Raw genomic sequence first — 22,747 nt, forward strand, 5'->3', positions numbered from 1 at the left:
GAGTGGGGAGTTGGGAGTGGGGCCGGCTTGCCGACTCCCGACTCACTACTCCTTATTTTTTCCTCTGCTTGGCCGAGTGTTCAACTTCTGCCGCGCGCACAGTCGGCGCGAACTTGTCGAGCACGCCATTGATGTAGCGGTGACCATCCGTGCCGCCGAAAGACTTTGCAAGCTCGATGGCCTCGTTGATCACCACGCGATACGGCGTTTCGATGCGATGAGTCAGCTCGTAAGCGCCCAGCAGCAGGATGGCGCGCTCGATCGGCGAGATTTCGCCCAGGGGACGATCCACGAAAGCAGCCACGCTGGCTTCTAGCGCATCGGCGTTTTCGGCTGCGCCGCGCAGCAGCACCAGAGCCAAGGGCCGGTCAGCGCGCGTCCAGGCTTCATTTTCCTGTTCCAGGTGATCTTCGATCACCGGCAGGGAGTTGCCACTCATGCGCCACTCGTAGAGGCCCTGCATCGCGACTTCGCGCGCCAGGCGACGCGGAGTCTTCTTCGGGGCTTCTTGCGGGATCAGTACTTTGTCGTCGCTCATGCGCGGATTGTCCTCAACAGCTTGGCCATTTCAATGGCGCATTCGGCGCATTCACGCCCCTTCACATCCATGCGCACTTCAGCCTGTTCATCGGTATTGGTGGTCAGCACGCCATTGGCCACCGGAATATTGCAATCGAGCTGGACGCGGGTGATACCCGCTGCCATTTCATTGGAAACCACTTCGAAGTGGTAGGTATCGCCGCGAATCACGGCGCCGAGTGCGATCAGCGCATCGTATTTGCCGGTTTCGGCCAGGGTCTTGAGGGTCAGCGGCATTTCCAGTGCACCCGGCAGCTTGCAGACCAGGATGTCGCTGGCGGCCACGCCCCGAGCCAGCAGCTCGGTCAGGCAGGACTGCAGCAGGCCTTCACCGATGTTGGCGTTAAAGCGTCCGATCACGATGCCGATGCGCAAACCCTTGCCATCCAGATCGGGAGAAATTTTGGGGATGTTGTCAAAACTGGACATGGAATGCCTTCAGCGAGGTTCTTCGTAAGAGGTGACTTCGAGCCCGAAGCCAGTCATGTTCGGGATGCGGCGGGCCTGCGCCATCACACGCATTTTGCCGACACCGAGATCGCGCAGGATCTGCGCACCGATGCCGAACAGGCGCGGATCCCACTTGGCGGCTGGCTTCTTTTCCTCGCCCTTCACGCCCAGTGCAACGAGCATTTCTTCGGTGGACTCTGCGCGGCGCAACATCACCAGCACACCATGACCGTGGGCAGCAATACGAGCCAGCGAGTCATCGACCGGGAAGCTGTGACGGCTACCGGCCGGGTCGAGGAAGTCGAGCACCGAGATCGGCTCATGAACCCGCACCAGGGTCTCGACCTCCGGCTTGATCTCACCCTTGTAAAGCGCCAGGTGCAGATCGCCCGAAGCACCATCGGTAAAAGCAGCCAGGCGGAACTCGCCATGCGCGGTCGCCACTGCTTTGTCAGCCACGCGCTCAACCAGCTTCTCGACGGCCGCGCGATAGTGGATCAGATCACGAATCGCGCCAATCTTGAGGCCGTGCTGCTGAGCAAAGGGAATCAGGTCCGGCAAGCGGGCCATGCTGCCGTCTTCATTCATGATCTCGCAGATCACCGACGCCGGCTCCAGCCCGGCCAGATCAGCCAGATCGCAACCCGCTTCGGTATGGCCGGCACGCACCAGCACGCCGCCCGGCTTGGCCTGGATCGGGAAAATGTGGCCCGGTTGCACGATATCGGCCGGGCGCGCGTTACGCGCCACGGCGGCCTGCACCGTGCGGGCACGATCCGCTGCCGAGATGCCGGTAGTTACCCCTTCAGCCGCTTCGATGGAAACGGTGAAGGCCGTGGTGAACTGGCTACGGTTGTCGCGCGCCATCGGGTTCAGGCCCAGCTGGCGGCAGCGCTCTTCGGTGAGCGTGAGGCAGATCAGACCGCGCGCGAACTTCGCCATGAAGTTGATCGCCTCGGGCGTGACGTGCTGGGCGGCAATGACGATGTCGCCTTCGTTTTCGCGATCTTCGTCATCAATGAGAATCACCATCTTGCCGACACGGATGTCTTCGATAATGTCGCGAATCGGGGAGAGCTGGACGCTGCTCATGACTGGGCCTTCCATTCGAGCATGCGCTCCACGTATCGGGCGATCAGGTCAATCTCGAGATTGACCTGGCTGCCCGCCTTGAGGCGCTTGAGGGTAGTGACTTCAACCGTGTGCGGAATCAGGTTGATCGAGAATTCGCGGCCTTCAACCCGGTTGACGGTGAGGCTGACGCCATCAACCGTGACCGAACCCTTGCGCGCAATATAGCCGGCAATCGCGGCCGGGGCGCGAATCACCAGCTCATGACTTTCAGCCAGCGGCGCGAACTTCACGACCTCGCCGACGCCATCAACGTGACCCGTCACCATGTGGCCGCCAAGGCGGTCATTCAAGCACAGAGCTTTTTCGAGATTCAGCTCGCCACCCGCCTGGTCCAGGCCCACGGTGCAGTTGAGCGACTCACGCGACACGTCGTAGCGCAGCACACTGCCCGCCTTTTCAATGACGGTCAGACACACCCCGTTATGCGCGACCGAGTCGCCAATGGCGACATCCGACACGTCCCAGGCACCGACGTCCACGCTGATGCGTACGCCATCCTGCAGAGGCTCGCATAACTGGATGCGGCCAACTGCTGCAACAATTCCGGAAAACATGTGGGGGACAATCCCTTGATTTGATTCGCGAGTTGCAATTTTACGTCATTCCCCGTCGCGCCGCCTGCAAAGCTGCACGGCAGCACCGAGCGGGCACTTGCACGGCGGCCTGCCGGCAAGCAATGATCCGCACCAACCAAGCCTCGAGACTCATCATGAAACAAGCCCTCCTGTTCTGCGCATTGGCTCTGCCCGCCGCACTGGCACAAGCAGAAACGACGGATTCAGAACGCGTAAAGCTGTGCATGATCGAAAAATTCGTCGAAGCCAGCCCTGACACAACCGTTGGCCAGATCCGCAGCGAGTGCCAGCAACGCCCGGCCGAGTCCTTTGTCGTGGAAAGAGCCAAGGCAGAACAGCTGACCTATGCCGACGGTTACGCGATTGCTCCGCACAAGCCGAACTACATGCTCGGAGTGGTGCAGAGCAGCCACACCCCGTCCAGCCCACCTTTCCAGAACGCTAACAATGGGCAAGGCTCGGCCAACAAGACCGAAGCTGAATTCCAGATCAGCCTCAAGTTTCCGATCATCCCTGGCGACCTGGGCAGCATGAAGTGGATGGTGGCCTACACCAATCGCTCGTTCTGGCAGGTCTACAACGAGAACTGGTCGCGCCCCTTCCGCGAAACCAACCATGAACCGGAAACCTGGTTGCAGTTTCCAGTATCGATTTACCTCCCCGGCACCGGCCTGACCCTGCGCGCAGCCACAGTAGGCTTTAACCACCAATCCAACGGCCAGACGGCCGAATGGTCGCGCAGCTGGAACCGGATCACCTCCAGTTTCGTGGCCGACAGCGAAAACTTCGCGCTGGTGCTGCGCCCCTGGTGGCGCATTCCGGAAAGCGCCGCAAGCGACGACAACCCGGACATCAATCACTATCTCGGCAACTTCGATCTGAACGGCACATGGCGCTTTCAAAACCGCCATCGCCTGTCCTTCATGTTGCGTAACAACCTCGAGTTCGAGCACAACCGCGGTGGCTACGAGCTATCCTACGGCATCCCGATTCCCGGCTCCAACCATCTGCGCCTCTACTTTCAGGGCTTCAGCGGCTATGGCAAGAGCCTGATCAGCTACAACCACAAACAGGAATCCATCGGCGCCGGCATCGAACTGGTCGACTGGTAAGCTGCAGCGAACACGCCGGGCTTGCATTCAGCTCCGGTGCCCCCATCTGAAACAGGACTCCGCTCCTCCAAAGAAAGATCGCGCCATGGTGCCGCACCTGACTACCGCCCTCTCCGGGCCGCTGCAAGACCTCGAACGCGCGCTGCTGGGCAACGCGACCCGCATCGAACAATGGTTCCGCAGTGAATGGATGGAGCACACGCCACCCTTCTATGGCTCGGTGGACCTGCGCAATAGCGGCTTCAAGCTCGCTCCGGTCGACATGAATCTGTTCCCGGGTGGCTTCAACAATCTGGGGGCCGACTTCCTGCCTCTCTGTGTGCAGGCTGCCAGCGCGGCAGTTGAACGCCTCTGTCCGCAGGCCAGCCGCCTGCTGCTGATTCCCGAGAACCACACCCGCAACCTGTTCTATCTGCAGAACGTAGCACGCATTGCCAGCATCCTCAGCCTTACCGGGCTGGAGGTACGCATCGGCAGCCTGCTGCCGGAAATCACTGCACCCACGCCCCTCGAGCTGCCCGACGGCAGCACGCTATTACTCGAGCCGCTGGTACGCAATGGCAACCGTCTCGGCCTGAAGGACTTCGATCCCTGCGCAATCCTGCTCAACAACGATCTCTCCGCTGGTGCGCCGGCAATTCTGCACGGGCTGGACGAACAGTGGCTGCTACCCCCCATCCACGCCGGCTGGGCCACACGCCGCAAGTCCATCCACTTTTCGGCCTACGATCAGGTCGCCGCGCGCTTCGGCCGCCTGCTGGACATCGACCCCTGGCTGGTGAATCCCTATTTCGGCCGCTGCGGCTCGATCAACTTTCATGAGCGCACCGGCGAGGACTGCCTGGCCACCCAGGTCGACTCCCTGCTCACGATGATCCGCCAGAAATATGCTGAGTACGGCATCACCGAAACGCCTTTCGTAGTCGTCAAAGCGGATGCCGGCACCTACGGCATGGGCGTAATGACGGTGCGTGACGCCAGCGAAGTCATCGGCCTGAACCGCCGTCAGCGCAACAAGATGAGCGTTATCAAGGAAGGCCAGCAGGTCTCCGAAGTCATCATCCAGGAAGGCGTACACACTCTCGAAACAGTCAACGGCGGCGTCGCCGAGCCGGTCGTCTACATGATGGACCACTACGTGGTGGGCGGCTTTTATCGTGTCCATGCAGATCGCGGCCGCGACGAAAACCTCAATGCGCCCGGCATGCATTTCGAGCCACTAGCCTTCGAAACCTGCTGCAATATCCCTGATTGCAAACAGGCCCCGGATGCCGCACCGAACCGTTTCTATGCCTACGGCGTAGTCGCCCGCCTGGCCTTGCTGGCAGCCTCGCTGGAGCTGGAGCAAACCGCCCCGACGGAGTTGGTCCACGCATGAAAATCGCCTTCATCGTCGACCCGCTCGACAAGCTCAAACCCTACAAGGATTCCAGCGTCGCCATGATGCGAGCGGCACAGGCTCGCGGCCATCAGATCTTCGCCATCCGGCGCGAAGCCCTGCTGGTCCGCGATGGCCATGTGAGTGCTCACACCGTCGCCCTGCAACTCAGTGCGGACGACCATGCCTGGTATCAAGCAGCTCCCTCAGCGTTAACACCCCTGACGGACTTTGATGCCATCCTGATGCGCCAGGATCCGCCCTTCGATGCCGAATACGTCGCCGCCACCTGGATCCTCGAACGTGCCGCCGCCCAAGGTGCGCGAATCTTCAACGATCCACGTGCGATCCGCGATCACTCGGAAAAACTCTCGATCGCCGAGTTCCCGCAATTCACGCCCACCACGCTGATCGCACGGGATACGGCAGATCTGCAAGCCTTCATTGATGAATTGGGCGATGTCATCCTCAAGCCGCTGGACGGCATGGGCGGCAGCGGTATCTTCCGGGTGCGCCGCGAAGATCCGAACCGCAACGCCATTCTCGAAACCCTCACCGATCTGGGCCACCGTACGATCATGGCGCAGCGCTACCTTCCGCAGATCAGCGAGGGTGACAAGCGCGTACTGCTGATTGGCGGACAAGTCCAGCCTTACAGCCTGGCGCGCATCCCGATGGCCGGCGAAACCCGCGGCAACCTTGCCGCCGGTGGCAAGGGTGTGGCCATGCCACTCACGCCACGCGAACGCGAAATCGCCGAAAGCCTCGCCCCGGTATTGTGGCAACGCGGCCTGCTGATCGTCGGACTGGATATGATCGGTGGCCATCTCACCGAGATCAATGTCACCAGCCCGACCTGCATGGTGGAGATCGAACATCAGACGGGCCACGCTGTCGCCACCCAAGTCATCACCACCCTGGAAAGTCTGTAAGAAGCAGCTCACGATCTTACTGCGAGGCCGCTCATTGATAACTGAGAGGGCTCATGCGCAGCTCGGAATCCTCATTGATCAAAATAAATTCCGGTTCCTGTGCGGCGCTTCCCCACGGTTTGCTTGGCACAGCAAACCGGCCGCGGCAGCGCAGAGCAGGCTCTGCTAAACCCGGTCTCGCCCCTGCGACGGCCCCTCGCTACAGATCGTGAACAACCTCTAACAGCCCTCAATCCTCGCTGCAGCGCAGCACTCAAGCCATCCGGGACCTACCCTTTTTTGCGTACCGACCTACGGGCGCGCCAAGGATTGGTATCCGGCCGCTACGCATAATCAACTCACCAGCCCCCACTGCGCGAGTCTCTCGATCATGCGAACGTCCTCCACCCTCCTGCACCGCGGCAGCGTCGGCACCGTACTTGAGCATTCGCGCGCCAAAGGCTCCGACTGGCAGCATCTGGCTCCGGGAAGTGGCGAAACGCGTACCCGTCCAAGCCTGCTCAAGCGCCTGCAAGCACTGCTACTGTTGATGTCTGGCCTGCTCGCACTGGGGCTGGGTCTGCACCTGCTGAGCCCGATGCTCGCTCGCTCGCTGGCCGCCAATCTGCCTACAAACTGGATTCACGGCAGTTCCGAACGCGTCCTTGCCCGCCTCGACGGCAGCCTTCTGCGCCCCAGCCAAAGCGATGCAGCCCGCCAGACTGATTTACGCAAACGCTTCGCCAATCTCAACGCTCCGACCACAGGTGCCCCGCCTTACCGCCTCGTGTTTCGCCAGGGAGGCAGCGCCAGTCCGCTGCTGTTCTCACTCCCCAGCGGCGACATCGTAGTCACCGACGCCTTCTTCACGCACGAGCCAGACCCCGTTACCCAGCTCGCCCTGCTGTGTCAGCAACTGGGCCATCTACACCACCAGCACGCCTTGCACAACGCCATCGAACTCAAACTGCTGCGCCTCGCCACTGCCGCACTAGCTGGCAGCGCCGAACACAGCATCGGAGCGCTGACCGAAGGCCTGCAACGTGTCGAATACACACTGCCGCAACTGCAGGAAGCCGACCGTTACGCAGCCGCCATGCTGGCCGCAAACCGAATCGCTCCCGGAGTCCTGCAGGGGCTGCTGAGCGAACATGGAGAGAATGGCGCCGTCGGACAATTCAGCAGCCCCGAGCGCCTACCTGCCTACACTGAAGCGCGTCGCTACGTTCTGATGCTGCAACAGTGACCAAGCGGGGGCCCTACCGTATCATGCAGGCATGCCTGCCCCTACCCTGCCCGCCCTGCTGCGCCTGCTCTGCCTGACCCTTGCCCTGTTTCTCAGCGCCTGCGGTGACGGCCCTCTGGTACGACAGGAGTCCTTCGTTTTTGGCACTCGTGTCGAGGTGGTCAGCTACGGCAGTCCGGAAGCCGAAGCCCGCACCGCACTCAATGCCGTGCTACGAGAATTCGATCGCCTCCACCGCAGCTATCACGCTTGGCAACCCTCCGAGCTGACCAGCTTGAACGCCGCCATCGCCGCCGGCAAATCCACTCCGGTCAGCCCCGAAATGCTGAGCCTGCTGCAGGCCTCACAGCGCTATGCGGCGCTCAGTGACGGCCTATTCGATCCGGCTATCGGCAAGCTGATCGAACTGTGGGGATTCCATGGCGACAGCTTCACGCCGCACCTTCCAGAGCCTGCAGCACTGCAAGCTGCCATCGCCGCCGCGCCCAGCGTGCGCCAGTTGAGCCTGCAGGGAGAACTCGTTCGCAGCAGCAATCGTGCCGTGAACCTGGATTTTGGCGGTATCGCCAAAGGGTATGCGCTCGATCGCGCCGCAACCATCCTGCGCGAGCACGGCATCAAGAATGCCCTGATCAATATCGGCGGCAACGTAATGGCTCTCGGAGCCAAGGGCAAGCAGCCCTGGTCGGTCGGCATTCAGCATCCACGAGCGTCCGGCCCCCTGGCAACCCTCGCGCTCTATGACGGTGAGGCCATCGGCACCTCCGGCGACTACCAGCGCTTCTTCGAATTCGAGGGTCAGCGCTATAGCCACCTGATTGATCCACGCACTGGTGTACCCGCCAAACATACTGCTGCGCTCACCGTACTCGTCACCCCGCGCGAGAATGCCGGCATGCTCTCAGACGTTGCCAGCAAGCCGCTTTTCCTGGCTGCTGACGACTGGCCCGCGATGGCCCGTCGTTTTGAGATCCACCATGCTTTGCGTGTCGATGCGGCCGGCCATATCAGCCTGACACCGGACATGCGGGCACGACTGCGATGGGCGGACGGTGTGGGTCCGGCGACGGTGGTAGAGTAAGGGCTGGCGGGCATCTCGCCCGCATGCACCCTCCGCTCTGGTTTCACGCATGATCGGCATCCTCCTCATCACTCATGGCACGCTCGGCGAATCGCTGATCCAGTGTGCATGTCATGTCGTGAACAGGCGCCCGGCCCGGCTGGCCCAACTTGGTGTCGCTGCGCAGGATGATCCGCACGAATTGCTGCAAGAGGCGCAGCGCCTGCTCACCGCGGTTGACGACGGTCATGGAGTGCTGGTGCTCACCGACATTTTTGGCGCCACTCCCAGCAATATCGCAATGAAACTTCTGCAGCCGGGCAAGGTCGAGGGAGTAGCCGGGGTCAATGTTCCAATGCTGCTTCGCGTCTTGACCTACCGGGAAAAGCACGATATCGATACCGTAGTGCATAAGGCCATCACCGGTGGGTGTGATGGAGTGCTTCACATTAAAGGGAGTATCTGAAATGCCAAGAGCGATTGCCGAAATCGCAAACCGCCTGGGTCTGCATGCACGTCCCTCAGCCAAACTCACCCAGCTCGCCACGCAGTTCCGCTCTGACGTCTGGCTGGAGCGAGAAGGCCGCCGAGTAAATGCCAAAAGCATCATGGGAGTCATGATGCTGGCTGCCTCGCATGGCACCAAGCTCACTGTCGAAACCGAAGGTGAAGACGCCGATGCGGCACTCGCGGCCATCGTCGAACTGATCGCCAGCCGCTTCGGCGAGCGAGAGTAAGGCTCACGCATGCCCTTCGTCATCCACGGCCTGCCCGTATCGCAGGGAATCGCCATTGGCAATGCGCATTTGATTTCTCATGCGCTGCTGGAAGTCGACCATCTGCTGATCGCGCCACGCCATGTTGATGCCGAAGTCATCCGCCTCGAAGACGCCGCAGCCAAGGTACGCTTCGAGTTACGCGCACTGCGTGAAGTCTCTGCCAGTGCCCAGTCAGAAGTGTCTGCTTTTGTCGATCTGCACACCATGCTGCTCGACGATCCGATGCTGGTCGAAAATGCCATCAAACTGATCCGTGAGCGCCGCTGTAATGCCGAGTGGGCGCTGGTACAGCAGATGGAAGCAATCGTCGATGATTTCGACAATATCGACGACCCCTACCTGCGCGAACGCAAGGCCGACGTAATTCAAGTGGTGGAACGCCTGGTCAAGGCCTTGCTGGGCCACCCGAGCCACGTCGGCACGAAACGCAACAAGAACGGGCTGGACTCCATCGTGGTCGCCCACGATCTCTCGCCAGCGGACACCATCCATTTCAAGGACAGCCAGATTGCCGGCTTCGTCACCGATGTCGGTGGCGCAACCTCGCACACGGCAATCGTGGCGCGCAGCCTGGGTATCCCGGCGGTGGTGGGCCTGCGCCACATCCGCCAGATCACCCGCGACGGCGACATCATCATCATCGATGGCGCACGCGGGGTGGTCATCATCGACCCGGATGAGCGCGTCCTCGAGGAATACCGCCTGCGCCGCAGCGCGCTGGAGCTGGAACGCTCCAAGCTCAAGCGCCTGAAAGCCAATCGTGCGGCCACCATCGACGGCCACGAGATCGCCCTCCAGGCCAATATCGAGTTGCCGCGCGACGTGCCAGCAGTCAAGGATGTGTACGCGGACGGCATCGGCCTGTTCCGCACTGAGTTCCTCTTCATGAACCGTGACACGCTGCCCAATGAAGAGGAGCAGTTCGAAGCCTACAAGAGCGTGGCCCGCGCCATGGGCGGCAAACCGGTGGTGATCCGCACGCTGGATATCGGAGCCGACAAGGCGCTCAGTACCGGTGGCCCGCGCCCCGAACTGAACCCGGCCCTGGGCCTGCGCGCCATTCGATTTTGCCTAGCTGAACCACAGATGTTCCTGACCCAGTTGCGGGCCATCCTGCGCGCTTCCCTGCATGGCAAGATCAAGATCCTGATCCCGATGGTGGCACATGCCCACGAAGTGGACGCTGCGCTGGGTGCCATCGAGCAGGCCAAAGCCCAGTTACGGGCTGAAAAGATCAAGTTCGATGAGGACATCAAGGTCGGAGGGATGATCGAAATCCCCGCAGCCGCACTGGCGCTGGGCATCTTCGTGCGACGCCTGAATTTCCTCTCCATCGGCACCAACGACCTGATCCAGTACACCTTGGCCATTGATCGCACCGACGAGGCTGTCGCCCATCTCTACGATCCGCTCCATCCGGCCATCCTGCGTCTGATTGCTGCCACCATTCATGCTGGCGCCAAGGCCGACATCCCGGTTTCAGTGTGCGGTGAAATGGCGGGTGACAAGAAGTTCACCCGCCTGTTGCTGGGCATGGGCCTGCGTCAGTTCTCCATGCACCCAACGCAGATCCTTGAGGTAAAGCAGGAAATCCTGCGCTCGGACGCCGCCGAGCTCGCCATCAAGGTCGGCCGCCTGCTCAAGCTCGATGAACCAGACAAGATCCGTGAAGCAGTGGATAAACTGTAGTGACCGAACGCATGGTTTGACATCATTTTCCTGCGGGAGTAAGTTCTCTGCATTGCGCCGATTTGATTCAGCTTGCGGGCGCGTAACAAATACGGCTAAAGCGGATGGGCGCCCTCAAACCCGATCACGCTTTGGCTGATCGGGTTTTTGCATTTCATGACTACACATTCTCATAGCGTCGGCATTGTCACTCCGCAATGTGCGCACTTCGACGAGCCCTTGCCCCTGCGCAGCGGCAGCAGCCTGCCGGCTTACGATCTGGTCTATGAAACCTACGGCACGCTCAACGCAGAGCGCTCGAATGCCGTGCTGGTGTGCCACGCGCTCTCCGGCTCGCACCACGTTGCGGGCACCTATGCTGGCCAATCCAAGAGCACTGGCTGGTGGGACAACCTGGTCGGCCCCGGCCGGCCGCTGGACACCAACAAGTTCTTCGTGATTGGCATCAACAACCTGGGCGGCTGTTTCGGCAGCACCGGCCCGAAGAGCCTCAATCCAGCCACCGGCAAACCCTGGGGAGCCGCCTTCCCCTTCGTGACCGTGGAAGACTGGGTCGACAGTCATGCCCGCCTGATGGACCGCCTCGGCATCCAGCAACTCGCCGCAGTACTCGGCGGTAGCCTCGGCGGCATGCAGGCCCTGGCCTGGACTTTGCGCTACCCCGAGCGCGTGCGCCACGGCATGATCATCGCCGCCGCGCCCAAACTCTCCACCGAAAACATCGCCTTCAACGAAGTGGCACGGCAGGCCATCCTGACCGACCCTGAATTTCACAACGGCGACTACTACGAACATGGCGTGGTGCCCACCCGCGGCCTGCGTCTGGCGCGCATGCTGGGGCATATCACCTATCTCTCGGATGACGCGATGGCGGACAAGTTCGGCCGCAAGCTGCGCCACGGCGAACACCGCTACCACTTCGACGTCGAGTTCGAGATCGAATCCTATCTGCGCTATCAGGGCGACAAGTTCGCCGGCTTCTTTGACGCCAACACCTACCTGCTCACCACCAAGGCGCTCGACTACTTCGACCCGGCTTACGCCTTCGAGGGTGATCTGGAAGCGGCCCTTGCGGCTGCACGCGCCAAATTCTTCATCGCCTCTTTCTCCACCGACTGGCGCTTCTCGCCGGCCCGCTCGCGCGAACTGGTCTTCGCTCTGCTGCACAACGGTCGCGACGTGAGTTATGCCGAGATCGAGAGCGACGCCGGGCACGACTCCTTCCTGCTCGACGATCCGACATACCACGCCGCAATGCGCGCGTACTTTGCCAACATCGAGGTATGAGCAACATGGTGAAATTCGGCAATCAGGAACGCCACGACTACGACGTGATCGCTGGCTGGATCAGCACGGGTGCGCGTGTGCTCGATCTGGGCTGCGGCGATGGCGAATTGCTGCTGCATCTGGCCAGCATCCGTCAGGCACGCGGCTACGGCATCGAGCGCAACCCGGCGCATGTCATCAACTGCCTGAGCCACCGCATCAACGTACTGCAGAGCGACCTTGAACAAGGCCTCGCCGGCTTCAAGGACGGCGAGTTCGACTACGTGATCATGAGCCTCTCGCTGCAGGCGGTGCACAACACCGAAGGCATTCTCGCCGAGATGCTGCGCGTGGGCAGGGAAGCAGTTGTGAGCTTCCCGAACTTCGGTTACTGGCGCCATCGGGTCTCGATCAACGAAGGCCACATGCCGGTCTCCGACAGCCTGCCCCACCAGTGGTACAACACCCCGAACGTGCGCTTCTTCACTATGGCGGACTTCGAACAGTTGTGTGAACAGCGTGGCATTGCCGTGCTGGAGCGCGCCGCCTTCGACGAAGACCGTGCGATCGACATCGATCCCAACAATTACGCCAGCGTGGCGCTCTACCGGCTCGGTCGCAAAGCCGACTGAGGCCTCATCGCAGGCGTATTGCGAAGAACTGCACAGTCCTGCGGCGGTGCAGCTTGTGACCGATTTCACCCTGAGTTACTTTCCTGTTTGCACTAAGGCGCCCACAGCTCATCACTGATAGGGCGCCATAAAACAAACGGAGGTGACAAGGATGATTGCAGCAATTCGCCGCACGCTAGGCGTGCTTTGTCTCGGCTCGGCCATGCTCGGCCTGCTCGCTGCCTGCGGCGGCGGCGGTTCCAGCGGCACAAATTCCACTAGCAGCAGTGGCAATAACGGCGGCAGTGCCGCCAGCAGCCAGGCTACGAGCAACAGTGCCAGCAGCCAGAGCGAAGGGGACAGCGCTAGCAGCGCAGCTGCCCAGACCTCGGCCGCCAGCGCCCTCAGCGTACCGGTTGGCGTGACCGGCTGGGCCTCCCAAGGCACTGGTACCACAGGCGGAGCCGGCGCTCCGGCCAGCAACATCTACGTGGTGCACAACCGCGCCGAGCTGAAGGCGGCTCTGGCCAACCAGAACAGCCCGACCTATGCCACCAATGCCACCACCGCCAAGAGCGAAGCCAAGATCATCTACGTGGTTGGCTCCATCTACGGCACCGATCTGGGCAATGGCCAATTCGCCAACGAGGCGTATTACAAGACACTCACCACGACCTACAAGAACATCAACAACTGGGATTTTGAAGCCTACATCGGCTACGTGACCGCACAAGCCACCGGCGGCACTGCAACGACAGAACAGACGGCAGCGGCCTCGGCGCGCAGCATCATGCAGAACGCGCAGAAAGCCCAGATCGAATTCTCGGTTCCATCCAACACCACTATTCTGGGTGTTGGCGCCGACGCCAAGATCATCGATGGTTTCCTCACCGTTAACGCCACCAGCAACATCGTGATCCGCAATCTGGAGTTCCAGGCTCCGCAGGATCTCGGCACGTCCTACACCTGGACCGCAGGCAAGGAAGAGTGGAACGCCAAGTTCAAGGCCATCAACATGGTCACCGGCAAGCAAATCTGGATTGACCACTGCACCTTCAGCGACGGCGCCAACTTCGACAGCAAAGAAGTGCGCACCATCAACGGCGTGACTAAACACGTCCAGCGTCACGACGGCCTGCTCGACATCGAAGACAGCTCGGATTACGTCACTGTGTCCTACTCGATCTTCAAGAATCACGACAAGACCAACATGGTCGGCGGTTCGGGTGACGGCAACGGCGCCAAGGAGCGTGCCTACAATCGCCTCACCTTCAGCAACAACATCTGGCAGGACACCACCCAGCGCGCACCACGCGCCCGCTTTGGCCAGATCCACCTTTACAACAACAGCTACAGCGGCAATACCGACTCTGCCGACTACCCGGTCAGCTACTACGTCGGCATGGGCGCGGAATCGCGCATTCTGTCGGAAGCCAACGTCTTCGACATGAGCGGATCCAAAGCCACTGTCGCGCGCGTGATGTCCAACCTGAACGGCTACCAGTTCAAGGATGTCGGCTCCTGGTTCAACGGCGTAGCGGCTTCGGCCGAACTCGAAGCGGCCGCCAAGGCAGCCCTGGACGCTCGCTGGAATGATGCCCGCAAGGCCGCGGATGGCTCGTCCACTCCGACTGCTGACAAGATCAACAGCGTCTTCACCCTCGCCGCCTACACCAATCAACTTGGCTGGACGCCAGCCTACAGCTACACCCCGGGCAGTTCGGCGAACGTTGTACGGGCTCACAACCTGGTCAACGCCGGGGCCGGCAAACTGCCGGTAACGGCCGCCAGCAGCACACGCCCGATGCTCGACGATACGGCCGCCAGTAACGCCACCGTAGCCAAGGCGCTTGCCGGCTCGGACGCCTGGGCGCCGCAGAGCGTGAACGCCGGTCAACCGAATGCGGGTCGTCTCTACCCGGCAGGCTTCACTGCTGATTTCATCGTCACCAAGGATGGCAGCACGCCCTACAGCACGATCCAGTCCGCGCTGAACGCCGCCTCCACCAGCACCGCCGCGCGGGTCTACATCCAGGTCAAGGCGGGGGACTACAACGAGCAACTGATCGTCAGCAACACCGCCGCCGCCATCACCCTCTACAGCAGCGAAGCCGATGCCACCAAGGTACGCATCTACAACGCACTGTCGCAGGGCAGCCTCGGCGCCAGCTACAACACCTTCGTCACCAACAGCACTTACACCGGCAATACCGATGCCACCACGCTGTACAACGCGTGCTCAAAGAAAACCGGCAGCGTCGGCAAGGAGTGCTCGGCCACGATCCGCGTGCGTAACAACGGTTTTCAGCTGGTAAACCTCAGCGTTGAAAACGCCTGGGTGGAAACCGGCAGCAGTGATCAGGCGGTTGCCGTGATGGTCGACAAAGCCGACAAGGTGGTGCTCGATGGCGTACGCCTGATCAGCAACCAGGACACCCTGTATCTCGCCAACAGTGGCAAGCGCGTCTATGTCACCGCCAGCGACATCAGTGGTGACGTGGACTTCATCTTCGGCGCCGGCATCGGCGTGTTCGAAGGCAGCACCATCCGCACCCTCGGCACGCGCAAGCCCTCCGGCACATCGATCACCTCCCCCTCCACCACGGCTTCGACACAAACGGTCGGCCTGCTCTTCAACAACAGCGTCTTCCTGGCTGACAGCGCAACAACGGACAACAGCATCTATCTGGCCCGCCAGTGGGACGACAGCGCAACCGACGCACCAGGCAAGGTGCTGGTGCGCAACTCGGTGCTGGGCAAGCATGTGGCTTTGACAAGCGGGCCGTGGAGCCCGACCGTCATCGGCGGCTCGGCCACCCAGTACACCTACCTCAATGAGTACCGCAACTGGGATGAGGTGCAGAAGGCCAGCTCCTCGGCGACCAGCAGCGCCGCGGCCAGCAGCGCCGCAGCGAGTTCGGCGAGCAGTTCTTCGGCAACCGCCAGCTCGTCAGCCACGTCGTCGGTCAGCTCCAGTGTGGCCACCGGCAGCGGCTCGAACACCCCGATTACCGGCTCCACCACACTTACCAATGCCTATGTCGCCAGCGGCCTACCGGTCACCGTCAGCACCAGCTACGACAGCGTGAATGGCAAGTACACACTGGTTTCGGCCGGCATCATGGGGGGCACGACAGACTCGCTGCAGTTTTCCTACCAGCAAATCGCGGGCGACTTCACCATGATCGCGCGCCTGACCTCTCTGGAAGCGGTGCCCACGGGGCTGAGCACCGGCAACTGGCGCGCAGGCCTGATGGTGAGAAATAGCCTGGCCGACAACTCCCGATACTACGGCTTGCTCATGCGCAGCATCCCCCGCCTGCAATGGGAGCAACGCAAAACCGACGGCGACGTGACCAGCACGGGCACTCTAAGCCCCAGCTACACAACAGCCATCGGCAACAGCGCGCCTCTTTTCCTGAAACTGGTACGCAGCGGCAACTCAATCACGGTGTCTTATTCTTCAGACGGTGGCGTCACCTGGCTGGGCAGCAAGACCCAGGACTTCACCGCAACGGGCTACAGCGCACTGGACAGCACGGTCTATGTCGGTCTGGCCGGCGTCTCCGGCAGCACGACGGTCACCTCCACCAGCGTGTTCGATTTCGTGTCGATCACAACGCCCTGATCACGCTCTGACGACGCATCCCGAGCCCGCCTCCCCGGCGGGCTTTTTTTCGTCCTGCGCAAACCCCGTAGAATCCTCCCATGACTTCTGCCGCACACGCTTTCATCGTCAGCCCGTGGACTGCCCGCATCCGCATCGGCGCCTTCAACCCTGCCGCCGAGCACGACTGGCCAGGCCGCCGCACCGCCACGCTGTTCCTGCATGGCTGCCCGTGGCGCTGCGCCTATTGCCACAACCCCGAGCTGCAATCGCGCAGCAGCATGCGCCTGCTCTCCTGGGAGAAGATCGCCACGGAACTTGCAACCCATCGTCACACCATCGATGGCGTGGTGTTCTCGGGCGGAGAGCCCACGGCCGACAGCTGCCTGCCTGATGCCATCCTCGCCGTGAAGGGCATGGGTTTTGCGGTCGGGATGCATACCAGTGGCGCCTACCCTGAACGGCTGGAGAAGGTGCTGCCGCTGCTGGACTGGGTCGGCTTCGATCTGAAGAGTGATTACGACGGCTACGACACCCTCACCGGTGCACCGGGCAGCGCCGCACGGGCCACACGCAGCGCGCAGCTGATCGTGGCCAGCGGCGTGACGCATGAGTTCCGCCTCACCTGGCATCACGAGTTGCTGAGCGAAGACGCTGCCCTGCTCGCCGCCCACTTCGCGCAGCATCTGGGGGCCCAGCGCTTCGTGCTGCAAGTCTTCCGCCCAGAGGGCGTCACTCATCCGGCAATCGCGGCCCACTCGGTACCCAGCGCCGAACTGGTCGAACGGATCGGAACCTTGTTTGCCGACTTCGAGTTGCGCGGCGAGATCTGCGGGCTGGCGACCTAGCTCTTGTGGGAGCGACTTCCGACTTCGTCCATAATCGCCCCAGCCTCTACGCCCGACCATCCCATGCCCCTCGCCCACCTCGCCCACCTCGCCCGCATCCAGCGCCTCGCCGCCATACTGCTGCTGGGCTTTGCCTCCGGCCTGCCGCTGGCGCTCACTGGGCAGGCAATGCAGGCCTGGCTCACGGTGGATGGGGTGGATATCGTCACCATCGGCTTCCTCGGGCTGGTCGGCTTGCCCTATACCTTCAAGTTTCTCTGGGCGCCGCTGATGGATCGTTTCGAGCCGCCCTGGCTGGGGCGGCGACGCGGCTGGTTGCTGCTCTCGCAGCTCGCACTGGCCGCCCTGCTCTTCTTCATGGCCGGGCTCAGTCCGCAGGCCACGCCGGGCTTCTTCGCGATGATTGCGGTCGTCGTCGCCTTCCTTTCCGCCTCGCAAGATGTGGTGGTCGACGCCTACCGTACCGATGTGCTCACGGACCGCAGCGAGCATGGGCTGGGCGCGTCCATCCATGTGTTTGGCTACCGTCTGGCGATGATCCTTTCCGGCGGCATCGCCCTGATCTGGGCGGACCAGTGGGACTGGCCCACGGTCTATCGCACTATGGCGGCCATCATGCTCGGAATCGCCATCGCCTGCGCCCTGCTCGCGCCGCGCATCGACGCTGCACTCAAGCCGCCCACCAGCGAAGCGGGGCAGGATCTGCGCGGCTTCCTCGCCATGCTGCTCGCGGTGTTCGCCGGCTACTGGATCGCCCGCAGCGGGCTGACGCTGATCGGCTTCGACCCGGCCAGCAAGAACAAATGGATTGAACTGCTCTTCGTGCTGACGGAAATCGCGGTGGCCCTGCCGCTGGCCGCCTGGGCTGCACGCAAGGCGAAATTCGAGACCTTCAACCAATCGCTCACCAGCTATTTCAGCTTGCCCGGCGCGGCCGCCTTCCTGCTCCTGATCGTCCTCTACAAGCTGGGCGACGCCTTCGCCGGCAGCCTCACCACGCCCTTCCTGATCAAGGGCATGGGTTTCGCGCAGGCCGAAGTCGGCATCGCCAACAAGATCATCGGCATCTGGCTGACCATCTTCGGCGCCTTCCTCGGCGGCCTGCTGATGCTGCGCCTGAAACTCTATCGCGCCCTGCTGGTGTTCGGCGTGCTGCAGCTGGTGTCCAACTTTGGTTTCTATGCACTCGCCAGCCTGGGCAAGGGCGCCTGGGGTGCAGTGATGGTGCAGCCCTTCGACTGGGGCTTCGTGGCGCTGAAGGAAGCGGCCGCGCTAGACTGGCTGCTGCTTACCGTGATCGCCGGTGAGAACATCTCCGGCGGCATGGGCACCGTAGCCTTCGTGGGCCTCCTGATGGCGCTGTGCAACAGCCGCTTCTCCGCCACCCACTACGCACTGCTCTCTGCCTTCTCGGCAGTGGGCCGGATCTATGTCAGCCCGCTCGCCGGGGTGCTCTCCGAGAGTCTCGGCTGGCCGGTGTTCTTCATCCTATCCATCCTGCTCGCCATGCCGGGCGTGATCATGGTGCGGCTGATGCGCCACAGCATCCTCGCCCTGATCCAGCCCGCCAGACCCACTCCGGAAACCGATTGATGCCTGCTACTGCCCTCATCACCGCCGCCCGCACCCTCTCCGCCATGGTGGCGCCGATGCGCTTCGCCGCGCCGATCACCCACACCTACAACCCGCTGGACTATGCCTGGGCGCCGCATGAGGAATACCTGCGCAAGTTTGGCGCGGGCAAGAAGAAGATCATCTTCGTCGGCATGAATCCCGGCCCCTTCGGCATGGTGCAAATTGGCGTCCCCTTCGGCGAGATCGCCGCTGCACGTGACTGGATGGGCATTTCCGCTCCAGTCGAAAAACCTGCTGAAGAGACACCGGCCCGACCCATCGAAGGCTGGGAGTGTGCGCGCTCAGAAGTCTCAGGCCGCCGCCTGTGGGGTCTCTTCGCCGAGCGCTTCGGCACGGCCGAAGCTTTCTTCAAGGATCACTTCGTCGCCAACTACTGCCCGCTGGCCTTCTTCGAGGGCAAGCGCAACGTCACGCCGGACAAGCTCCCGGCCGCCGAGCAAGCCCCTTTGCTCACCGCCTGCGATGCGCACCTGCGCGCGCTGGTCGAGGCAACTGACGCCGAGTGGGTGATCGGCATCGGCGCCTGGAGCGAGCTGCGCGCGCGTGAAGCCTGTGCTGGCATGACCGTGCAGTTCGGCCGCGTGCTGCACCCCAGCCCGGCCAGCCCGGCCGCCAATCGCGGCTGGTCTGAAGCCGCAACAAAGCAGCTCACGGCGCTTGGGGTATGGGCCTGAGCCGGCTCAGCCGATAGAGATTTCGCCATGCTCCGGTGGCAACACCGCCGTCTTCGGAGGATGGGGCAAACAGCCCGGTGCATGGGGTGCCTCACCGTAGCGCAAACCTTCCGGATTGCTCTCGGTGGCAAACGCATCGTCCTGCCCGAAATCGCCGATCACCTGCGGTACGGGAACTGCCTTCTCGGTCTTGGCCATGATTCACCTCCATCGCCCGCACAAACGCGCCGGCCATGCTGTGTGATAGACCGTAAACGGCGCGCCCTGCCATCAGGGGAAACAAACCCCGGAGGGTCCCATACCTCTTTGCCCGCCAGCGAAGCGCTACAGGACCTCCTTGGCCTGCCGTAAACAGCTTCTGACCACGGTTATTCGGAGCGCAGCGATGGACGCCTATGAGGAGCACCGGGCCAGCAGTCAGACCCCTTATGTGCTGGTCGTCGACGATGTAGCGACGACGCGTGCCATGCATTCCCTGATGCTCTCCCGTCAGTTCGAGGTCAAGAATGCCGCTTCAGGCCAGGAGGCGCTGCAACTGTGCACCGAACGCCTGCCTGATCTTGTACTGCTGGATGTTGAGATGCCCGGGCTCAACGGCTTCGATACCTGCCGGGCACTGCGCCGGCACTACGACATCCCGATCATCTTTGCCACCTCGCATGAATCACTCGACGAGCATCTCAAAGCCTTTGATGCGGGCGCAAGCGATCTCTGCGTGAAGCCTGTATCGGCGGAGATCCTGCTTCGCAAGGTCCGGCTTGCCATCACGCAGTGGCGCGAACGCGCTGTCCTGCGTGCCGAAAAAGACGCCCTGCAGACCAAGGCCGAGCAATACCAGTCCAGCATGAGTGAGCGCCGCCTGCTGCTGCAATTTGTCCGCACCAGTCTGAACTGTGAAAACCCTGCCCAGCTTGCCCAGAACTTCCTGCAAGCCTGCCGGCATCTCGGTGTGCAGTGCTGCATCGCCATTCGCCACGAAGGAGGCGAATCGGCCTGGAGTCTTGAAGGTGAAGCCTCGGCCCTTGAGCGTGCGGTGCTCGCGCGGGTAGCCGGCATGGGGCAACTGGTCCAGTTCAAGAACCGCCTCGCCCTCAGTCATGAACGGCTCAGCGTTGTCGTAAGCAACATGCCGGATGAAGCATCGGAAGAAGCCACCCGCATTCGCGAGAACATGTCTGCTCTTGTGGAGATGGCTGCAGCCCTGGCCGACCATCTCGCCCAGCGCAGTGAGCGGCCAGCCGCATCTACTGCAGAGCCGCTGGAGCCCCCCATGGAAGCCCTGCCAGGCAAAATGGCGGCAGACATCCGTCTGCTCCTGCAGGAAATCCTCGACCGCCTCGAATCAGCCTTCGACCTGATGTCCACCGATCACCATCAGGAGGAACGCATCATGCATGCCGTGCGCGATCCGCTCGAACGCATCCTCGTATTGCTGAATCAGTGCAGCGACCAGAGTAGCGCTCCCGTATTGCGCCCCTAGGGCGACTGAGTCCCCGCATAACCTCGATTCAGCCCCCTTCAGGCGCAGCGGCCGGACCATTCATCCTGCATGGCCGCCCGCCCGGCCAGCGACCCCGGCATTCAGCCGCGACCAACGGCGCATCCGCACAGAGCACTCAGCTCATTCGTCACAATTCCGGCCTGATCGCTGCGATACGGCAGCCTTTTACCGGAACAAGACCATGCCTGCCTCTGCTTACCTCCGCGCCCTTGATGTGCGCAACGGTGCCACACTGCTTGTAGCCCTTCTGCTCGCCGCCTGCGGCGGCGGTGGAGGTTCCGGCGCCGGCAACTCAGGCAGCAGCACCAGCGTTACATCCGTCAGCAGCGCCTCGACCGCCAGCTCCGTACGCAGCAGCACCGCCAGCAGCGCGACCCAAAGCAGCTCGACCAGCAAGGCCGCCAGCACCAGCAGTCTTTCAAGCAGCAGCACCAGCCAGGCCAGCAGCGGGGCAAGCTGCACAGCACTGTCCGAGCGCATCCGCACCACCCAACCCACCCTGCCGACCCTCTCGGCCCCCAGCGATGAATACACGCCCGTGGTGCTCGCCCCCTATGGCAGCAATGGCAGCCTGATCGCCTGGAAAGAAAAAAATGCCAGCCAGATCCGTGTCGGCACCCTCGCCAGCGACGACAAACAGTTCAGCCCCCTGCTCACCACCGCGGGTGACGAAGTACACAGCATGGTCGGCCACAGCAGTGGCGGCGCCCTGCTGATGGTGGCGGACGACCCGGACATTTACAGCAGCAAGTACTGCAAGAGCGCTGCCACGCCCAGCAACGCGGCCTGCCAGAAAATGTCCCTGCTGCGCTTCGATGGCAAAGGCAGCGTGCTCTCTAGCACCACACTCACCGACAAGGCCAATGTCGATAGCGAAGGCGCACTCTTCATCTGGTGGTACGGCCACACCGGCCGCCTGGCCTGGGACGGCAGCCGCTATGCCGCCTACTTCCGCTCTGCCGGCTCCTACGCCCGCCCCAATGTAGCCGGCGAAATCGATATCCACGCCGGCGATACCCTGCGCATGCTCGACGCCAACGGCAATCGCCTCAGCGGCGGCTGGCAGTGGGGCTGCAGCCATAGCTGGTCCGTGCGCCTGGCCGGCAACAGCAGCGGCTGGAGCGCCTTCTGCCATGGCGACGCCTATCCTAATGCCCTGCGCCTGCAACAGCTCAGCACTACGGGCGTCAGCACAAAAACCAATGAATGGCTCAGCGGCACGAATGCCGACACCCGTGCTCTCGGCGGCGTAGTGGCCGATACCGACGGCTACTGGCTCAGCTACCTGGAAACCACCGGCAGCCTGCGCCTGCATCTGGCCCGCTTTAACAACAACGGCACACAGATCAGCGACCAGATCATCAGCAGCGCCACCGGCATCGACGCCCAATACCCTTTCCGCGCCTATCTGGGCAAGCTCGGCAGCCAACTCCTGCTCGGCTGGAAGAGCGGCGGCAAGCTCATCCTGCAGGCTACCGACGCCAGCGGCACGCTGCTCGGCACGCCTGTCACAAGCGCCGCCGGGGTCTCGAATTTCGACGAATTCGTCAGCCTGGGCAATGGCGATCTGGCCTTCGCCAACGCGACCAGTAGCGGGGCGGTATCGGTCACACGCGTGGCGGCCTGCAACTGAGCAAATAACCGTGGTGTTCAAGAAAGCAGGATGCCCGTCGTAAACCCTCAGACGAGCAT

General features: G+C 62.3%; 21 protein-coding genes. 16 read left to right on the forward strand and 5 right to left on the reverse strand.

What is annotated here, in order from left to right; translation table 11 throughout:
* Positions 1-52: 52 nt before the first annotated feature.
* From nusB to Q3Y64_RS12340, 4 genes are read right to left on the reverse strand one after another with little or no spacing between them, the layout of a single operon-like run.
* A complete protein-coding gene (nusB, locus tag Q3Y64_RS12325) occupies positions 53-538 on the reverse strand; it encodes a transcription antitermination factor NusB (RefSeq protein ID WP_101940943.1) in 486 nt (161 codons plus the stop codon).
* Positions 535-1,008 (reverse strand): 6,7-dimethyl-8-ribityllumazine synthase, encoded by a 474-nt coding sequence (gene ribH, locus Q3Y64_RS12330; protein WP_170022477.1) that lies wholly within the window; start codon positions 1,006-1,008, stop codon positions 535-537. The genes nusB and ribH overlap by 4 nt, the downstream gene beginning before the upstream one ends.
* Before the next feature lie 9 nt (positions 1,009-1,017).
* A complete protein-coding gene (ribBA, locus tag Q3Y64_RS12335) occupies positions 1,018-2,121 on the reverse strand; it encodes a bifunctional 3,4-dihydroxy-2-butanone-4-phosphate synthase/GTP cyclohydrolase II (protein WP_101940941.1) in 1,104 nt (367 codons plus the stop codon).
* Complete coding sequence (locus tag Q3Y64_RS12340) at positions 2,118-2,717, reverse strand: riboflavin synthase (protein WP_101940940.1); 600 nt, start codon at positions 2,715-2,717, stop codon at positions 2,118-2,120. The genes ribBA and Q3Y64_RS12340 overlap by 4 nt, the downstream gene beginning before the upstream one ends.
* 155 nt (positions 2,718-2,872) lie before the next feature.
* Here Q3Y64_RS12340 and Q3Y64_RS12345 point away from each other — a divergent pair, with 155 nt between their 5' ends.
* The 14 genes from Q3Y64_RS12345 to Q3Y64_RS12410 all read left to right on the forward strand — a co-directional run bounded on the left by Q3Y64_RS12345 (position 2,873) and on the right by Q3Y64_RS12410 (position 19,554).
* Positions 2,873-3,850 carry a phospholipase A gene (locus Q3Y64_RS12345; protein ID WP_158239132.1) on the forward strand — a complete coding sequence of 326 codons (978 nt, stop codon included), beginning with the start codon at positions 2,873-2,875 and terminating at the stop codon, positions 3,848-3,850.
* Positions 3,851-3,935: 85 nt separating this feature from the next.
* Complete coding sequence (gene gshA / locus Q3Y64_RS12350) at positions 3,936-5,228, forward strand: glutamate--cysteine ligase (RefSeq protein WP_303562267.1); 1,293 nt, start codon at positions 3,936-3,938, stop codon at positions 5,226-5,228.
* On the forward strand, positions 5,225-6,160 hold the full coding sequence (gene gshB, locus Q3Y64_RS12355; RefSeq protein WP_101940937.1) for a glutathione synthase: 936 nt from the start codon (positions 5,225-5,227) through the stop codon (positions 6,158-6,160). Before gshA ends, gshB begins: the two co-directional genes overlap by 4 nt.
* A gap of 370 nt (positions 6,161-6,530) precedes the next feature.
* Positions 6,531-7,385, forward strand: a complete 855-nt coding sequence (locus tag Q3Y64_RS12360; protein ID WP_303562270.1) for a hypothetical protein — start codon at positions 6,531-6,533, stop codon at positions 7,383-7,385.
* A gap of 31 nt (positions 7,386-7,416) precedes the next feature.
* On the forward strand, positions 7,417-8,466 hold the full coding sequence (locus tag Q3Y64_RS12365) for an FAD:protein FMN transferase (RefSeq protein WP_303562272.1): 1,050 nt from the start codon (positions 7,417-7,419) through the stop codon (positions 8,464-8,466).
* Positions 8,467-8,515: 49 nt separating this feature from the next.
* The gene (locus tag Q3Y64_RS12370; RefSeq protein ID WP_101940934.1) at positions 8,516-8,911 is read left to right on the forward strand and encodes a PTS sugar transporter subunit IIA; all 396 of its coding nucleotides are present in this window, start codon (positions 8,516-8,518) and stop codon (positions 8,909-8,911) included.
* A 1-nt stretch (position 8,912) separates the two neighbouring features.
* Positions 8,913-9,182: an HPr family phosphocarrier protein gene (locus Q3Y64_RS12375; protein WP_101940933.1), complete on the forward strand. Its 270-nt coding sequence runs from the start codon at positions 8,913-8,915 to the stop codon at positions 9,180-9,182.
* Positions 9,183-9,191: 9 nt separating this feature from the next.
* Complete coding sequence (gene ptsP / locus Q3Y64_RS12380) at positions 9,192-10,913, forward strand: phosphoenolpyruvate--protein phosphotransferase (protein ID WP_101940932.1); 1,722 nt, start codon at positions 9,192-9,194, stop codon at positions 10,911-10,913.
* A 156-nt stretch (positions 10,914-11,069) separates the two neighbouring features.
* Complete coding sequence (locus tag Q3Y64_RS12385; RefSeq protein WP_303562276.1) at positions 11,070-12,200, forward strand: homoserine O-acetyltransferase; 1,131 nt, start codon at positions 11,070-11,072, stop codon at positions 12,198-12,200.
* 5 nt (positions 12,201-12,205) lie between these two features.
* Positions 12,206-12,811, forward strand: a complete 606-nt coding sequence (gene metW, locus Q3Y64_RS12390; protein ID WP_101941044.1) for a methionine biosynthesis protein MetW — start codon at positions 12,206-12,208, stop codon at positions 12,809-12,811.
* Positions 12,812-12,962: 151 nt separating this feature from the next.
* Positions 12,963-16,418: a pectinesterase family protein gene (locus Q3Y64_RS12395; protein WP_303562278.1), complete on the forward strand. Its 3,456-nt coding sequence runs from the start codon at positions 12,963-12,965 to the stop codon at positions 16,416-16,418.
* Between the two features lie 80 nt (positions 16,419-16,498).
* Positions 16,499-17,245 carry an anaerobic ribonucleoside-triphosphate reductase activating protein gene (locus Q3Y64_RS12400; RefSeq protein ID WP_303562280.1) on the forward strand — a complete coding sequence of 249 codons (747 nt, stop codon included), beginning with the start codon at positions 16,499-16,501 and terminating at the stop codon, positions 17,243-17,245.
* 63 nt (positions 17,246-17,308) lie between these two features.
* Positions 17,309-18,838, forward strand: a complete 1,530-nt coding sequence (locus tag Q3Y64_RS12405) for an MFS transporter (protein ID WP_303562282.1) — start codon at positions 17,309-17,311, stop codon at positions 18,836-18,838.
* Positions 18,838-19,554 (forward strand): single-stranded DNA-binding protein, encoded by a 717-nt coding sequence (locus Q3Y64_RS12410; RefSeq protein WP_303562284.1) that lies wholly within the window; start codon positions 18,838-18,840, stop codon positions 19,552-19,554. Before Q3Y64_RS12405 ends, Q3Y64_RS12410 begins: the two co-directional genes overlap by 1 nt.
* 6 nt (positions 19,555-19,560) lie before the next feature.
* Here Q3Y64_RS12410 and Q3Y64_RS12415 read toward each other — a convergent pair whose 3' ends face one another.
* Entirely contained in the window at positions 19,561-19,752 is a 192-nt protein-coding gene (locus Q3Y64_RS12415) for a hypothetical protein (protein WP_303562286.1), read from the reverse strand.
* A 187-nt stretch (positions 19,753-19,939) separates the two neighbouring features.
* Here Q3Y64_RS12415 and Q3Y64_RS12420 point away from each other — a divergent pair, with 187 nt between their 5' ends.
* Entirely contained in the window at positions 19,940-21,034 is a 1,095-nt protein-coding gene (locus tag Q3Y64_RS12420; protein ID WP_303562288.1) for a PleD family two-component system response regulator, read from the forward strand.
* 202 nt (positions 21,035-21,236) lie between these two features.
* Positions 21,237-22,688, forward strand: coding sequence for a hypothetical protein (locus tag Q3Y64_RS12425; protein ID WP_303562290.1), 1,452 nt, complete (start codon positions 21,237-21,239; stop codon positions 22,686-22,688).
* The last annotated feature ends 59 nt before the right edge of the window (positions 22,689-22,747 follow it).

Source organism: Uliginosibacterium sp. 31-12 (assembly GCF_030548425.1).
GTDB lineage: Bacteria > Pseudomonadota > Gammaproteobacteria > Burkholderiales > Rhodocyclaceae > Uliginosibacterium > Uliginosibacterium aquaticum.

What these genes read in the sequence shown, in the direction of transcription:
- Q3Y64_RS12375 (WP_101940933.1), top strand. Translation starts at nt 8,913, where the DNA reads ATGCCAAGAGCGATTGCCGAAATCGCAAACCGCCTGGGTCTGCATGCA.
- ribH (WP_170022477.1), bottom strand. Translation starts at nt 1,008, where the DNA reads ATGTCCAGTTTTGACAACATCCCCAAAATTTCTCCCGATCTGGATGGC.
- gshA (WP_303562267.1), top strand. Translation starts at nt 3,936, where the DNA reads ATGGTGCCGCACCTGACTACCGCCCTCTCCGGGCCGCTGCAAGACCTC.
- Q3Y64_RS12405 (WP_303562282.1), top strand. Translation starts at nt 17,309, where the DNA reads ATGCCCCTCGCCCACCTCGCCCACCTCGCCCGCATCCAGCGCCTCGCC.
- Q3Y64_RS12370 (WP_101940934.1), top strand. Translation starts at nt 8,516, where the DNA reads ATGATCGGCATCCTCCTCATCACTCATGGCACGCTCGGCGAATCGCTG.
- ptsP (WP_101940932.1), top strand. Translation starts at nt 9,192, where the DNA reads ATGCCCTTCGTCATCCACGGCCTGCCCGTATCGCAGGGAATCGCCATT.
- Q3Y64_RS12395 (WP_303562278.1), top strand. Translation starts at nt 12,963, where the DNA reads ATGATTGCAGCAATTCGCCGCACGCTAGGCGTGCTTTGTCTCGGCTCG.
- Q3Y64_RS12385 (WP_303562276.1), top strand. Translation starts at nt 11,070, where the DNA reads ATGACTACACATTCTCATAGCGTCGGCATTGTCACTCCGCAATGTGCG.
- Q3Y64_RS12340 (WP_101940940.1), bottom strand. Translation starts at nt 2,717, where the DNA reads ATGTTTTCCGGAATTGTTGCAGCAGTTGGCCGCATCCAGTTATGCGAG.
- gshB (WP_101940937.1), top strand. Translation starts at nt 5,225, where the DNA reads ATGAAAATCGCCTTCATCGTCGACCCGCTCGACAAGCTCAAACCCTAC.
- ribBA (WP_101940941.1), bottom strand. Translation starts at nt 2,121, where the DNA reads ATGAGCAGCGTCCAGCTCTCCCCGATTCGCGACATTATCGAAGACATC.
- Q3Y64_RS12360 (WP_303562270.1), top strand. Translation starts at nt 6,531, where the DNA reads ATGCGAACGTCCTCCACCCTCCTGCACCGCGGCAGCGTCGGCACCGTA.
- Q3Y64_RS12400 (WP_303562280.1), top strand. Translation starts at nt 16,499, where the DNA reads ATGACTTCTGCCGCACACGCTTTCATCGTCAGCCCGTGGACTGCCCGC.
- Q3Y64_RS12425 (WP_303562290.1), top strand. Translation starts at nt 21,237, where the DNA reads ATGCCTGCCTCTGCTTACCTCCGCGCCCTTGATGTGCGCAACGGTGCC.
- metW (WP_101941044.1), top strand. Translation starts at nt 12,206, where the DNA reads ATGGTGAAATTCGGCAATCAGGAACGCCACGACTACGACGTGATCGCT.
- Q3Y64_RS12365 (WP_303562272.1), top strand. Translation starts at nt 7,417, where the DNA reads ATGCCTGCCCCTACCCTGCCCGCCCTGCTGCGCCTGCTCTGCCTGACC.
- Q3Y64_RS12410 (WP_303562284.1), top strand. Translation starts at nt 18,838, where the DNA reads ATGCCTGCTACTGCCCTCATCACCGCCGCCCGCACCCTCTCCGCCATG.
- Q3Y64_RS12345 (WP_158239132.1), top strand. Translation starts at nt 2,873, where the DNA reads ATGAAACAAGCCCTCCTGTTCTGCGCATTGGCTCTGCCCGCCGCACTG.
- Q3Y64_RS12420 (WP_303562288.1), top strand. Translation starts at nt 19,940, where the DNA reads ATGGACGCCTATGAGGAGCACCGGGCCAGCAGTCAGACCCCTTATGTG.
- Q3Y64_RS12415 (WP_303562286.1), bottom strand. Translation starts at nt 19,752, where the DNA reads ATGGCCAAGACCGAGAAGGCAGTTCCCGTACCGCAGGTGATCGGCGAT.
- nusB (WP_101940943.1), bottom strand. Translation starts at nt 538, where the DNA reads ATGAGCGACGACAAAGTACTGATCCCGCAAGAAGCCCCGAAGAAGACT.